This window comes from Candidatus Poriferisodalis sp., assembly GCF_965208895.1.
Classification (GTDB): domain Bacteria; phylum Actinomycetota; class Acidimicrobiia; order Acidimicrobiales; family Poriferisodalaceae; genus Poriferisodalis.
In genome coordinates, this window is record NZ_OZ242363.1 from 645,421 (window position 1) to 659,467 (window position 14,047).

At 64.5% G+C, this 14,047-nt stretch carries 10 protein-coding genes; 8 read left to right on the top strand and 2 right to left on the bottom strand.

Annotation, left to right across the window (positions count from 1 at the left end; all coding sequences use genetic code 11):
- Window positions 1-47: 47 nt before the first annotated feature.
- Window positions 48-3,197, bottom strand: a complete 3,150-nt coding sequence (locus ACOGJB_RS03055; RefSeq protein ID WP_419839356.1) for a bifunctional proline dehydrogenase/L-glutamate gamma-semialdehyde dehydrogenase — start codon at window positions 3,195-3,197, stop codon at window positions 48-50.
- Window positions 3,198-3,471: 274 nt separating this feature from the next.
- Between ACOGJB_RS03055 and ACOGJB_RS03060 the strand changes: the two genes are divergently transcribed.
- Complete coding sequence (locus tag ACOGJB_RS03060; protein WP_419839357.1) at window positions 3,472-4,233, top strand: helix-turn-helix domain-containing protein; 762 nt, start codon at window positions 3,472-3,474, stop codon at window positions 4,231-4,233.
- 88 nt (window positions 4,234-4,321) lie between these two features.
- Here ACOGJB_RS03060 and ACOGJB_RS03065 read toward each other — a convergent pair whose 3' ends face one another.
- Window positions 4,322-4,894 carry a helix-turn-helix domain-containing protein gene (locus tag ACOGJB_RS03065; protein ID WP_419839358.1) on the bottom strand — a complete coding sequence of 191 codons (573 nt, stop codon included), beginning with the start codon at window positions 4,892-4,894 and terminating at the stop codon, window positions 4,322-4,324.
- 154 nt (window positions 4,895-5,048) lie between these two features.
- Between ACOGJB_RS03065 and ACOGJB_RS03070 the strand changes: the two genes are divergently transcribed.
- From ACOGJB_RS03070 to ACOGJB_RS03100, 7 genes are all read left to right on the top strand, one after another.
- Window positions 5,049-5,378 (top strand): antibiotic biosynthesis monooxygenase family protein, encoded by a 330-nt coding sequence (locus tag ACOGJB_RS03070; RefSeq protein ID WP_419839359.1) that lies wholly within the window; start codon window positions 5,049-5,051, stop codon window positions 5,376-5,378.
- Window positions 5,375-7,435, top strand: a complete 2,061-nt coding sequence (locus tag ACOGJB_RS03075; protein ID WP_419839360.1) for a hydantoinase/oxoprolinase family protein — start codon at window positions 5,375-5,377, stop codon at window positions 7,433-7,435. Before ACOGJB_RS03070 ends, ACOGJB_RS03075 begins: the two co-directional genes overlap by 4 nt.
- On the top strand, window positions 7,432-9,126 hold the full coding sequence (locus tag ACOGJB_RS03080) for a hydantoinase B/oxoprolinase family protein (protein WP_419839361.1): 1,695 nt from the start codon (window positions 7,432-7,434) through the stop codon (window positions 9,124-9,126). The genes ACOGJB_RS03075 and ACOGJB_RS03080 overlap by 4 nt, the downstream gene beginning before the upstream one ends.
- A gap of 82 nt (window positions 9,127-9,208) precedes the next feature.
- Window positions 9,209-10,318: a substrate-binding domain-containing protein gene (locus ACOGJB_RS03085; RefSeq protein WP_419839362.1), complete on the top strand. Its 1,110-nt coding sequence runs from the start codon at window positions 9,209-9,211 to the stop codon at window positions 10,316-10,318.
- Between the two features lie 11 nt (window positions 10,319-10,329).
- Window positions 10,330-11,883, top strand: coding sequence for a sugar ABC transporter ATP-binding protein (locus ACOGJB_RS03090; protein ID WP_419839363.1), 1,554 nt, complete (start codon window positions 10,330-10,332; stop codon window positions 11,881-11,883).
- A complete protein-coding gene (locus ACOGJB_RS03095) occupies window positions 11,880-12,818 on the top strand; it encodes an ABC transporter permease (RefSeq protein WP_419839364.1) in 939 nt (312 codons plus the stop codon). Before ACOGJB_RS03090 ends, ACOGJB_RS03095 begins: the two co-directional genes overlap by 4 nt.
- Before the next feature lie 79 nt (window positions 12,819-12,897).
- On the top strand, window positions 12,898-14,016 hold the full coding sequence (locus ACOGJB_RS03100) for a M24 family metallopeptidase (RefSeq protein ID WP_419839365.1): 1,119 nt from the start codon (window positions 12,898-12,900) through the stop codon (window positions 14,014-14,016).
- Window positions 14,017-14,047: the final 31 nt, after the last annotated feature.

Sequence of the window (14,047 nt, forward strand, 5' to 3'; positions counted from 1 at the left end):
GCAGCCAGATCGACGACTACCGCTGCTGAGGGCCGACCTGTTCCGCTCTAGAGGATGTTCCCGTACCGGTGGGTGGTGTGGCTGACGGTTTGCTCACGCAGGAAATGCAGCAGCTCGACTCGGCCCTCGGCGGTGACAGGTTCGTCGGCGATGTGCACGCCCGCGTCGTGGGCTGCCGCGCGCACGTTTTGGGGGCACGTCCCCACGACTCGGACCCGTTCGACATCCAATCCAGCTAGCCGTGCGGAGAATTGGCTGCTGCATTCGAGCAGAGCGTGCGAGGTGATCAATTCGACTCCGCATCGTTTCGCTGCGGCTCGGATTCGGGCGATGTCTCGATACGTGGCGTCGGCCTCCGCGCGCATGACGATGCGTGGCAGTGGCCGGTAGCGAAAGACGTTGGATTCGCAATAGAGCCCGGTCGGATCATGCGACTTGGCGAACTCCGTCATCCAGGCTTCGTCGTCGCTGGCTTGAACCGCGCTGAGCCATTCGTCGTCGCTGAGACCCGTCTCGACGGGATGCCAGATGCCGAGCTGTGCCACGTAGTTGGGGCCGCCGGCTTTGGCACCGGGTCCGATCGTGGATCGCTTCCAGCCGCCGAACGGCTGCCGCCGGACGATGGCGCCGGTGGTGGGGCGGTTGATGTACGCATTGCCGACTGCGACCGCGTCGCTCCATTGGCGGATCTCTGCGGGATCGAGCGTGTGAATGCCCCCAGTCAGCCCGTAGCTGGTCGAGTTCTGCAGTGCGATCGCGTCTTTGAGCGTCGGGGCATGCATCACTCCCAGAACTGGGCCGAAGCACTCGGTCTGGTGGAACCATGAGTCGGGCCGCACTCCCAGCCGAATGCCTGGCGTCCAGGTGTGGGAGTCGATCCGGCGTGGCTCGACCAGCCATTCTTCACCCTCGTCGAGCTCGGTGAGGGCACGCAGCAGCTTGCCCTCGGGCGGGCAGATTGTGGGACCCATCTTGGTGGCCAGGTCTGTCGTGGGTCCAATCTGCAGGCTCGACACCGCATCCGTAAGTTGGCGGCGCAACCGAGTCGATGTGTAGGTGTCGCCGACGCAGATCGCGAGGCTGGCCGCTGAGCATTTCTGGCCTGAATGCCCGAATGCTGACGCCACTAGGTCCGCGACGGCCAGGTCGATGTCCGCGCTGGGTGTGATCACCATGGCGTTCTTGCCGGAGGTCTCGGCGAATAGGCGCATGTCCGACTTCCATGCGCGGAATGTCTGGGCGGTGTCGTAGGCCCCGGTCAGGATCACCGCTGCTACGCCGCGATGGGTCACCAGGTGATGTCCGACGTCATCGTCGGGCGTGCGGACGAACGCCGCGAGTTTCGGGGACAGACCCGCGCTCCAACAGCACTCGGCCACGATCTCCGCACAGCCGGGTGTCTCGGGTGCGGGCTTGAGGATGACAGCATTGCCCGCGGCAAGCGCGCCGAGTATCCCGCCGGACGGAATGGCGACCGGGAAGTTCCACGGCGACGCCACCAGCACCGTGCCGAAGGGTTCGAACCGCACAAGATCCGAACCGGTCAGATCAAGCGCCCGATCGCCGTACCAGCGGGCGAAGTCGATGGCCTCGGACACCTCTGGGTCCGCCTCGGCGACGGTCTTGCGACCTTCGTGAACCATGGCCGACACCAGGTCGCCGCGCCTGCGGCTCAGCTCGTCAGCCACTCTCCACAGAGTCTCGCGCCGCTCCGCGGGCGATCGGGCAGTCCAATCGCGTTGCGCCGCGGCAGCGTCGCGGACCAGCCGATCAATCTCGTCGATATCACGGGTGATGCCGGTACCCGGCCCGTTCCAGCCACGCGAGACGATCTCGAGGATCCACCGACGATTGGTCGCCAATGCGGGGTCGGTATCAGGTTCGTTGTAGAAGCACTGACTAGGGTCGGCGGATTCTGCCGCACGTGTGCGGTCCTGGAGACGGCGAGGCTCATGGCTCACCGTCCATCGGTTGCCGACAGCTTCACGGAACTTCGCTGCCTCGATGTCAAAGCTGGGACTGCCGGGCCGTAGTCCGAAGAGGTGGTGGATGAAGTTCTCATCGGATGCGTTCTCTTCCAAGCGTCGGAATAGGTAGCTGATAGCAACATCGAAGTCCCGTTCGGCCACAGCCGGCGTGTACAGCAGCACACCCCGGCCGTCATCGCGCAAGCGAGCGGCCTGCGCGGGAGCCATGCCTTCCAGCATTTCGAACTCCATGCGGTGCCGTACCCCGCGCTCGGTGGCGAGCAGGTCGGCCCATGCCATGTCAAACAGGTTGTGGCTGGCGACGCCGATGCGCACCGACGCGGTGCGTACCGACGTCAACACCCAGTCCAGGCAGCGCTTGTAATTGGCGTCAGTGTCAGCCTTTCGGGCATAGGGGGCCTGTGGCCATCCGTGCGTGGCTGCTTCGACCCGCTCCATCGCCAGGTTCGCACCCTTCACCAGCCGGATCTTGATGAAGCCAGTGCGTCGGCCCGTCTCGACCCGTGAGTTATGCCAGTCGACCAGCGAGCGAAGCGCATCGAATGAGTCGGGTAGGTACGCCTGCAGCACGATCCCGGCGTCAACAGCCGCGAACTCGGGCTCATCGAGCACCCTCCGAAACGCCTCGACGGTGAGCTCAAGGTCGTTGTACTCCTCCATGTCCAAATTGAGGAATGTCGCGGGCGTCGTTACGGCGGCCGCTCGTAACAGGGGACGAAGCGCCTCAGTCACCCGCTGAAGAGAACCGTCGAAGTCCCACGGGTTGAGCTGGGACACCACCGATGAGAGCTTCACCGAGACGTAGTCCACGTCCGCCAGCATGAGTGTCTCGAGAACCTCCTGGTGCCGGCGAACCGCCTCCAGATCACCGAGAACCGCCTCGCCGAGCACATTCACGTTGAGCGAGAAACCGGCAGCGACGCGCGCCCGCAGATGAGCGCTTAACCGGTCGGGTTCGGAGCCCACGACGAGATGACCGACCAGTGTTCGCATCCGTTTCCTCGCTAGGGGCATTACGAGCCGCGGGAATCTCGGCCCGACCCGAGCACCGATTCGGAGAAGCAGCTTGTCCAGCGGCGACAGGAACGACGGCAGCTTCGCCTCACCGACCAACGACGCCAGCTGACGGATGGACACCGAGGGATCCTCAGGACGGATCGCTCGGTCCACGAAGTTCATCGCGAACGCCGTGCCGGCTCGGTCGCTCACCACTCCTGCTAGTCGTTTGCTCGCGGCGCGGTCCGGTCTCGAGTCCGACGCGAGAGGAGTCTCGAGCCACCGTTCCACCTGTTCGATAGCCCCCTCAGCCATAAATTCAGGATCAGTGTTGTGCTCGTCCACAGTTCACCCGCTCACTTCTATTTCGGACCGCAGAACGCATCTGATGGCACGATGCCGGTCCTTTGCCCTCCGGGTATTGGTCGAACGGGAGTGTCCAAGAGGTCGATTCGTACAATCTCGGCCGAGGGATACTGTCAGCCGCGTGACCTCCGACATCCACCGTCTGTTGAATCGCGGCGAGTTCCCTATTGCGCAGCCCGAGATCTTGGAACTCATCGATCTCCTCGTGGACGTCATGTTCTGCATGAAGGACACCGACAGCCGCTACCGAGCCGTCAATCACGCCTTCGTGAGACGGGCTGGTTGCCGCTCCAAGCGGGACGTGATCGGCCGGCGCGCCCCTGATCTGTTCAGCGAGCCATTAGCAAGGCGCTACGAGGAGCAAGACCGCCGAGTGTTCGCCACAGGTCGTCCCTTGCGCGACGAACTTGAATTGATTCAACGAGAGGATGCGAGCCTTGGCTGGTATGTGACGACCAAACTTCCGGTCGCTGCCCGGGAAGATCCGGAGCAAGTCGGCGGCCTCGTCAGCATCAGCCGAGACTTGCGCACCTCCAGCTCAGATGAAGATTCCGTTCGGGCGCTTCGGAACGTGGTGGAGCTCGTGCGGGAGCGCCTTGCCGAGACCATCCGTGTGATCGACATCGCTACAGCCGCCGAGCTGTCACCGTCCCAGTTGGAGCGTCGAATGCGCAACGCATTCGGGTTGTCGGCCATGCAGTACGTTCTGAGGGCGAGAGTCGAACGGGCCGCCGAGTTGCTGTCCAACACTGAACTGCCGCTCGCAGAAGTAGCCGTGCTCGCCGGCTTCTATGACCAAGCCGACTTCACCAAGCGCTTTGCGCGCCTCACCAACGAGACCCCAGCCCAGTTCCGGGTTCACCAGCGCAGGATCTCAGGCTGACCCCGAGGGAGCGGTCTTGCCACGTCTAACTCGACGAGTCAGGCGCTTCGTTGGCTGCCGTTGCCTCCCCTACCGGGCGCTAGAAACGCTAGAAGATCGCGGGGCTGACGATCCACAACACCACGGCGTCCGAATTGCTCGTCACCTCGAATGTGTGCTCTTCGTGCGAGCCGTAGTGGATGCACTCCCCCTCGCCAAGGTCATGCATTTCTCCGCCCAGCGTCAAACGCACTGAGCCTGCCAGCACCAGGGCGAAGCGCTCGCCGAAGTGCCGGTATCGCAGCGGCGGCTCTAAGGGAGGCAGCTCATGGATGAGCGCCGTGTACGCGCCTTCATTCCCGTGCGCGCCCAGCACTGTGTAGCGATGCGCGGGATCCCCGCTGTCGGAGAGGCCGGTCCTGAGCGCGAGCGGCTCCGAGGCGCGCGAGACGTGCAGCCGCGGTCCGGAAGCTTCCTTGAACAACGCCCGCATCTCCACGCCGAGCGCGGCAGCCACGCTGGCGAGGCCGGACAGCGACGGCACCGACTCACCGCGTTCGATCTGGGAGAGGTACGAGACGGTGTAGCCGGTGAGGTCGGCAAGATCCTGCAGCGTCAGCTCTCGCGCTGATCGCAATTCGGCCAGATTTCGGCCGACGGCTTGTAGCTCGACCTCTACCACGGAGCGACTCCGTTGGCGGCCGTCTGAGCGCTCTTCGGTGCGGTTGCGCGCATCACGCGAACCGGCGCCGTCCGGTATTGGTACACGACTTGCAACTTATCTGGACAGCAACTATAAAGATATGTACTAATACCGGATAGGCAGTCGGGAGAGGATGATGATCCGAACGGTCTTGGCGCTCAAGCCCAAGACGGGCCAAGCCGACGCGGTGGTCGATCTGTTCGAGGCTGAGGGGATCGTCGAGCGGGCACTGACTGTGGAGGGCTGCCTCGGAGTCGAGGTCTGGACCGGTCCCGATGAAGTGCTGGTCGTGGGAACCTGGACCGACGCGAGGGCGTACCAAGACTGGATCGAGCATCCGAGGCGGAACTCGAACAACGGGGCGCTCAACGAACTGCTTGAAGTGCCGATCACAGCGCACAGCCGAGGCGGTTGCTACGCGCTGGCTCTGTTCGGGGGCAAGGTCACCGAGGGCTGGTCATGAGCCGATACCGGGTCGCCATGGACATCGGGGGCACGTTCACCGACGCCGTCGCCTACGACGAGGCCACCGGCCAGTACAGCGCCGGGAAGGCATCGACCACGCCCGGCGAACTGTCGGTCGGGGTGCACCGCGCCATGCGCACTGTGGTGGACGACCTCTCAACGGTGTCGTTCGCAGTGCACGGCACCACTCAAGGGCTCAATGCCTTCCTGCAGCGGCGCGGCGAGAAAGTGCTGCTGATCGCCAGCGCGGGCGCCGGGGACGTCTACCAGATAGCACGCGGTAACCGGACCGAGATGTACGAGGTGCAGTACCGCAAGCCGCGGCCGCTGGCGTCACGATCGGACACGGCGGAGGTCCGCGGCAGGCTCGACGCGCGCGGCCGCGAAGTCGAGCCCCTGAACCACGACGACGTAGTCGAAGCGGCCCGCCGCTACCGCGAGGGCGGCTACACGTCGATCGCGGTCGCGCTGCTGTTCAGCTACGAGTGCCCCGACCACGAATTGCAGGCCCAACAGGTGCTGCGTCAAGAGCTCGGCGCCGAAGCGCCGATCAGCCTCTCGCATCGCCTGGCCCGGGAGTGGCGGGAGTACGAGCGCACTTCGACCGCGGTACTCGATGCATATACGGCCCCGATAGTGCGTACGTACCTGGCAGAGCTCTCCGAGGGACTGCGCGCCGACGGCATGGACGTGCCGCTGCACATCATGCAGTCCTCCGGCGGGATCATCACTGCGCGTTCGGCCCGGGACCACACCGTTCAGACCTTGCTGTCGGGACCGGTCGGCGGCGCCATGGGAGGCGTGTCCCTCGCCCGGCTCACGGGTCACCGCAACCTCATATGCGTCGACATGGGCGGCACGTCATTCGACGTCAGCCTGATCGTGGACGGGGAGGCGGACATCTCCACCGAGGCGTCGCTGGAGGGCTTCCCGCTGCTGATGCCGGTCGTCAACATCCACACCATCGGCGCGGGAGGCGGCTCCGTCGCCTACCGGGAAGCCGGAGGTCTGCGGGTCGGTCCTCGAAGCGCCGGGGCGTCGCCTGGACCGGCCTGCTATGGCCGAGGCGGCGCTGAGCCCACCGTGACAGACGCAAACGTGGCTTTGGGACGGGTGGACCCGGGGGCATTCGCCGGCGGCGAGTTCACGCTCGACACTGAGGCTTCGCATCGCGCTCTGGCAACTCTCGGCTCCGAGCTGGGGCTCGAAACCGCAGAGATGGCTCAAGGGATCGTCGATGTGGTGAACGCCAAGATGGCCCAGGCAATCCGGACGCTCACCGTCGAGAAGGGCATCGAACCACGCAACTACGCCCTCGTCGCTTTCGGCGGAGCCGGCCCCATGCACGGAGTCTTCCTCGCCGAAGAACTCGGCATCGAGCGGATGATCGTTCCCCGATTCCCGGGAGCATTCTCCGCGTGGGGGATGCTCGAGACTCGGCTTCGCCGCGACACGGCCCGCGGGTTCCCGTACTCGCATGCGGCTGCGGATCTCGAGACCCTGCAGAAGATCTTCGGCGAAATGGGCGCCGAGATGCGCGCTCAGATCGAGTCTGAGGGTGTCAGCCACGACTCAGTCGTACTGCACCATGCGATCGACGCCCGCTACATAGGCCAGGAATACACGCTCACGATCCCGGCAGGAAGCCACAGCATCGGAGACGCCGACGGTTGGCGCGAGCAGATCAAGGCCGCATTCGACGCCGCTCATCACAGTCGGTTCGGGCACAGCAACGCAGAGGCGCCCATCGAGTTCACCATTGTGCGCACCACCGGGTTCGGCGACCTTGGCCGGGCCACGCCGAGGCCGATGGGTTCGCGGCCGCCTTCCGACCCAGTCGACATCCGCCCGGTCCGCTTTGGGGATTCGGTCTTCGATACCCCGTTGCTGCGGCGCGACGGCCTGGCTCCCCGCTCGGACCTGAGCGGCCCGCTCGTCATTTCCGAGCCGACGGCCACCACAGTCATCCCGCCGGGCTGGCGACTCGAAGTCGACGACTACGGGAACCTCTCCGCCTTGGCTCACGACCAATCCGAGAAAGGCGGCCCTCTATGAGTGGCCCCGTCAGCCCCGTCACCGTCGAGATCATCCGCAACGCCCTGATAGCGGTCGCTGACGAGATGAACGCAACCCTTATCCGCTCGGCCTACACCCCGATCATCTACGAGATGAAGGACTGCTCAGTGGCCCTGCTCGACGCCGAGCACCGGGTGCTGGGCCAATCGGCCGGCCTTCCGATCTTCTTGGGGAACCTCGAAGCGTGCACGATCGCCATCGAAGAGCAGTACGGCCGCGACGTATGGGCGCCGGGTGACGTATGGATCATGAACGACCCGTACGTCACCGGAACTCACCTTCACGACATGACCGTGATGGAACCGATCTTCGACCAGTCAGTGCTCATCGGGTTCGCGGCCTCCCGCGCCCACTGGCTCGACGTCGGATCCAAGGACCCTGGCGGCACCATCGACTCGACCGACGTATTTCAAGAGGGATTGAGGCTCACTCCTATCAAGGTCGTCGAAGCAGGCACCCAGAGCCCGACCCTCACTCAGATGATCGGCAAGAACAGTCGCTTCTACCACGGAGCCATGGGCGATCTCGGAGCCCAGATCGCGTGCTGCCACACCGGCGCCAGGCGGATGCCCGAGATCTATCGCCGATTCGGTACCGACGCTGTGCTCGACGCCCGCGACGAGATTTTCGCCCAAGCCGAACGGCTCGAACGCGATTTCATCACCTCGATTCCCGACGGCACCTATCGGGCCGAAGGAAGCATCGACAGCGACGGGATCAGCGACCGCGAAGTGTTCATCCGGGTCGAAGTGGCCATCGACGGCGATGAGATGTCGATCGACCTCAGCGACAGCGACGACGCCTGTCGAGGCCCGGTCAACTGTGGCGCGACGCAGGCCGTCGCTGCCGCCCGCGTCGCATACAAGCTGCTCGTCGACCCGAACCGGCCGGCCAACGGCGGTTCTTTCAGACCGCTGAGCGTCAGCGTTCGGGACGGCTCAGTTGTGGGCGCAAACGAGCCGTTTCCCGTCGAGTGGTACTTCACGCCCCTGGGGCTGCTCATCGACCTAGTGGTCAAGGCCCTCTCCGAAGCCGTGCCCGAACGAGCCGCGGCGGCTAGCTACGGCGACTCGATGGTCATCTACCTCAGCGGCACCCATCCCGACACCAAGCAGCCGTGGCTACATGTGGAGCCCACGGTGGGCGGCTGGGGTGCCTGGGACGGCTCCGACGGTGAAGACGGACTGATCAACAACGTGAACGGCTCGTTGAAAGACATGCCGATCGAGGTACTTGAGACCAAGTATCCCGTACGGCTTCGTCACTACGGATACCGAACGGACTCCTGCGGCCATGGCCAGTTCCGGGGCGGCGTCGGCGTCGAGCGAGAGTTCGAGATCCTGGCTGACTCCTCAATGTCTGCATGGTTCGAGCGCAGCCGGACCCCGGCGTGGGGGCTGGCTGGCGGCTGGACCGCCGAGCCTCCCGACGTCGTCCTCAACCCCGGCCGTCCCGACGAACGTCACTTTCTCAAGTGCGCAAATGTGCGCCTTTCTGCAGGGGACATCATCCGCACGAAGACCGGCGGCGGCGGAGGCTTCGGAGATCCAGCTGACCGTGACGGCGGTGCCGTGAGGGCCGACGTCGCCGACGGGGTGATCACTCCAGAGATCGCCCGCGACGTCTATGGCCTGGCTGATCCCCCACCGGACGGAAGCGGCAATTCGTGACCGACCTGACGACGGAGTCGACTCAGTCGACAAGTCCGAATTGGGATCACCGGAAGCTCCCGACCCAACCAAGGAGACAACAATGACCAGACCAATACTCCGCATAGCGGCCTTCCTGTTGGCGTTCACCGTCTTGGCTAGTGCCTGCGGAGATGCAGACGGCGACGCCGCCGAGAGTCCGGACACGGAACAACCGGCTCAAGCGGAACCGGCGACTACCGCCGAACCCGATCCGACGGACGCGCCGGAGCCCGCGGACGAACCCGAGCCGGCCGCGGCGACAGAGCCGCCGTCGGACGAGCCGCTTCGAATCGCATTCTTCGGCTTCGCGGCTGCCAACGGTTTCGCCCAGGCGACTTGGGCCGGAATCCAAGAGGGCGCAGACGCAATCGGCGCAGAGGTGCAGTTCTTCGACCCGGTCTTCGATGCCAACACTCAGATCTCCCAGATACAGGATGCGATCACTGCCGGTGACTGGGATGCCTTCATCATTCAGGCGAATGACGGCAACGCAGTTATTCCTGTCATCGAGGAGGCTCTCGCTGCCGGGATCCCTGTCGTGGGAGAATTCACGCCGATTGGCCCGGACTTCAGCACGGTCGAACCTCAAGTCGAGGGCCTGATCTTCGTCGGGGCAGCTCCAGTGGACAACGGCGTGATCCTTGCCGAGATGGCGATCGAAGCGTGCGAAGGCACGAGCCCGTGCAATGTCGCCTTTCTCGAGGGCTTCCGCGCGCTGCCGCTCGACGTGGCCCGAACGGAGGCCTTTCACGCGACCATCGAAGCAGCGGTCGGTGTCGAGCTGATCACCAGCGTCGAGGGCGGGTACCTGCCCGACACCGGCCTGAGCGCCGCTCAAGACGTCTTCGTCGCCCATGGTGACGTTCATGTGATGGTCGGCTCATCGCAAGCGATCCTCGGCGCTGAGCAGGCTGCCAACGACGCAGAAGTCAGCGTGAAGCTGATCGGCAACGGTGGCGCTCGCCAAGCCGTTGACGCGGTTCGCGAGGGCCGCTGGCACGCTGTATTCCTTGACGCCGAGCGCGACGCAGGACGCACCGCGTTCGAGCTCGCTGTGCTGGCCGTCACCGGAGGCAATCCGCCCAGCTCCTTCGACACCACGACGCTGGTCCCGAACGTGAAGGGAACAGCGAACGTGATCGGCGATTTCGAAGGACAGTGGGACAGCTAACCGCCCCGACGGTGGAAGCGTCAGCCCCCGAGGGCCCAGGCAGCGTCGCCTCCCAGGCGTTGCTCAAGGCCGTCGGCCTGACCAAGACGTTCGGCGGAGTCCGCTGCGTGGACTCCGCCGACGTCTCCTTCCATGCAGGGCAGATTCACGGCATCGTCGGCCAGAACGGCGCCGGCAAGACCACGCTCGCGAAAATGCTCTGCGGGGCGCTCAGCCCCGACAGCGGGCACGTCGAAGCAGAGGGAGTCCCGACGATCTTCGGTTCGCCACGAGCTGCGCTCGACGCCGGGGTCACGATGGTCTCTCAAGAGCTGTCACTTGTACCGGAGCTCACGGTCGCCGAGAACCTTCTGCTCGGACAGCTGCCCAGCCGGCTCGGCGTCTGCAGCAACGTTGAACTGATGGGGCGCGCTCAAGGACTGATCGACGAGTCCGGGTTCGATCTCAACCCTTCGGACCTAGTCTCCGACCTCTCGCAGTCTCAAAGGCAGAAGACCGAGATCCTCCGTGCGGTTGCCAGAAACGCTCGCATGGTGATCTTCGACGAGCCTCGATCGAGCTTGTCCGTGGACGAGGCGATGCACGTCTATGAGGTGATGCGTAACCTCGCGCAAGACGGCGTGGCGGTTGTGCTCGTCTCACACTTCCTGAGCGAGGTGCTCGGGGTGTGCGATGTCGTGACCGTCATGCGAGACGGCCGAGTCGTACTGCACGCTCCGACATCCGAGCTGACCGCAGACGACCTCGTGGAGCAGATGATCGGCGCCCCGCAGGACGCGTACCGGAGCTGCCGCCCCACTGCTGCGTCGCCGCAGGCCGCTCCGCGGCTGGAGGCCCGTCACCTGACGGGCCGAGGGTTCGCGGACGTCGACCTCACCGTCTCGGTCGGCCAGATCGTGGCCATAGTTGGTCTCGTGGGATCAGGGCGCACCGAGTTCCTTACCTCCGTCTACGGGATCCACAGTCCGCATTCAGGCTCGATCTTGATAGACGGTGTCGCCCGCCGCATCAGAAACCCACGCGCCGCCAAGCGCGCCGGTATTGCGTACATCTCAGAATCTCGACAGCTCGACGGGGTCTTCCCCCGACTTGGCGTCGATGCCAACATCACCGTCGCCCACATGAGAACCATCAGCCGTTGGGGCGTGCTTCGTGGGAGCCAGCAGCGCGAACGCAGCTCCGAAGCGGCTCGCCGCGTGGACGTCCGGGCCGAAACGTTGAGCCAGCCGATTTCGTCGCTGTCCGGCGGAAATCAGCAGAAGTCCCTGCTGGCCAGATGGCTGGTCGAGCCGCCGCGCCTGCTGCTGATCGACGAGCCCACACGGGGCGTGGACGTGGTATCGACCGCTCAGATTCACGGTGTTCTTGCCAGCTTGACCGAGACAGGAATGAGCGTGCTCATGGTCACATCGGACTTTGACGAAGCTTTGGCGGTCGCGAACCGCATCTACGTCTTTCGCGATGGGCGCGTAGTCGGAGAATTCGACGGCGATTCCGCTGACGAGTCAACGCTCCTGCGAGCGGCATTTGCTGCCGACACGTCGCCTGCAGCAGGACTCGCGTGATCCTGTCGAGGCTGACCGGTTACCTGAGCCGCTACGGGATACTCGTCGCATACGTGCTCTTAGTGCTGGCGATCGCCGTCCAGAGCGATCGCTTCTTGACGAAGCGCAATCTGCTGAATCTCCTCGACCAGGCCGCGCCCCTCGGCCTTATCGCTGTTGGAGTCACACTCTGCATCATCGCTGGGATCTTCGACCTCTCGACGGGCTCGGTCTTCGCGGTAGCGGCAGTCGTGGCGGCCAAGGTGGCCTCGATCAACCCGTGGGCCGGCCTTGTCGCCGGAGTAGGGGTCGGCGCGCTGCTCGGTGCATTCAACGCACTCGTGATGAGCTCCACCGGGGTCAATTCGTTCATCGGAACGTTGTCGACGAGCATCATCTTTCGCGGCATTGCCTTGCTGACTACCAGCGGTCTCATAGTCTCCGTGGCCGACAGCGGATACAAGACGCTCGGAACCGAGACGTTCCTCGACGCCAAGCTGTCCGTTTGGATTTTCGTCGTCGTCGCGGTGATACTTGGCCTGACACTGGCTCGCACCACCTTGGGCCGGTCTCTGTACGCCATTGGCGGGAACGCTGATGCTGCCCGACTTGTGGGCATCCGGGTCGGCTCCGTGCGGACATTTGCCTATGTGATGTCCGGCACATGCGCTGCGCTCGCTGGAGTCTTGACCTCGAGCCGCACTGGCTCTGCTCAGGCGGACATCGGCATCGGCCTAGAACTCTCAGCAATAACCGCTGTCGTTGTCGGGGGGACGAGCATATTCGGAGGTGAAGGCGCGATCTGGCGGACCGTCGTCGGCGTGGTTCTACTGCAGACCATCGGCAATGCGTTCAACCTGCTCGGCGTCGACCCCACATACAAGCAAGTTGTTCAGGGTGGGCTGATTCTCGCAGCAGTCTCGATCGACCACTTGGTCAGGCGAAGAAATCGATGACCGCGAACCGCGGCGAGGCCGTAGCGCCGAGACCTCCATACGCAGCCTCGCCAATCGGCCCACCGGAAGGAAGCCATCGATGCAATACGAAGTAGACGACGAGGAGTTGATTCGACGCTGGCATCAAGTTAGGCAGCGAACCGAGAAAGCCGACGCCAACGGGATTCTGCTCGGAGGCGGAGCGGACCTCAAGTACTTGACGGGCTATGACGCGATGCCCTTAGAGCGCATCACAGCGCTCGTCGGGCGATTCTCGTCAGGAGACGCGCTTCCCACACTGATTGTGCCCGAACTGGAAGAAGCGAGGGTCCGCCGTCGGCCGTCGGTGTATTCGGTACATACCTGGGACGACACGGCCGACTCGGCCAGCGTGATCGCCGCGGCCCTGCCCCAACGAGGCGCAGTCCTGGTGTCGGACGACCTATGGGCATTGCACCTGTTGGGCTTGCAGCGTAGCTCGCCGGGCTTGGAACTTCGGTCGCTCAGCGACTCAGTCGGCGGATTGAGATTGATCAAGAGCCCTGAGGAACGAGCCGCCCTGGCCGCAGCCGGCTCGCTCGCAGACCAAGTTGCATCCCAGCTCCAGCACGGCCAGATTCCCCTTTTGGGGCGAACCGAGGCGGAGATTGCTGAGGACATCGCTGAGCGTCTCATCGCGGTCGGCCACGAGACGGTCGAGTTCGTCATTATCGCGTCAGGCCCCAATGCCGCAAGCCCGCACCACCATCCCGGCTCCCGGACCGTTCGCACGGGGGAAATCGTGCTGTGTGACTTCGGCGGCCGGCTCAACGGCTACTGCAGCGACACGACTCGCTGCGTGCATACCGGCCCGGCGCCCGCGGATGTGCGCGAGGCCTACGAGGTGCTCGCCGCAGCCCAAGAGGCAGCTGTGCAGGCTGCACAGCCGGGGCGTTTGCTCGCCGACGTCGATCTCGCAGCGCGTCGGGTGATCAGCGCAGCCGGGTACGGCGACAACTTCATCCACCGAACAGGTCACGGCATCGGCGCCGAGGTCCATGAACATCCGTACGTCACCCAGCTGAACACAGATCCGGTGCAGGTCGGCCACGCATTTAGCGTCGAACCCGGGATCTACATACCCGGCAGGTGGGGCATGCGGTTGGAGGACATTGTCGTCATCGAGAACGGCGGGGCGCGCCGCTGCAACAACAGCGCTCGCGAACTCGTGGAGGTCTGAGTCGGGGAGCCGTGGCGCTCTTCGTCGGGGC

Bases quoted from the DNA above. Each gene is read 5' to 3' on its own strand.
- ACOGJB_RS03070 (WP_419839359.1), top strand. From the start codon at position 5,049: ATGATGATCCGAACGGTCTTGGCGCTCAAGCCCAAGACGGGCCAAGCC.
- ACOGJB_RS03075 (WP_419839360.1), top strand. From the start codon at position 5,375: ATGAGCCGATACCGGGTCGCCATGGACATCGGGGGCACGTTCACCGAC.
- ACOGJB_RS03080 (WP_419839361.1), top strand. From the start codon at position 7,432: ATGAGTGGCCCCGTCAGCCCCGTCACCGTCGAGATCATCCGCAACGCC.
- ACOGJB_RS03085 (WP_419839362.1), top strand. From the start codon at position 9,209: ATGACCAGACCAATACTCCGCATAGCGGCCTTCCTGTTGGCGTTCACC.
- ACOGJB_RS03100 (WP_419839365.1), top strand. From the start codon at position 12,898: ATGCAATACGAAGTAGACGACGAGGAGTTGATTCGACGCTGGCATCAA.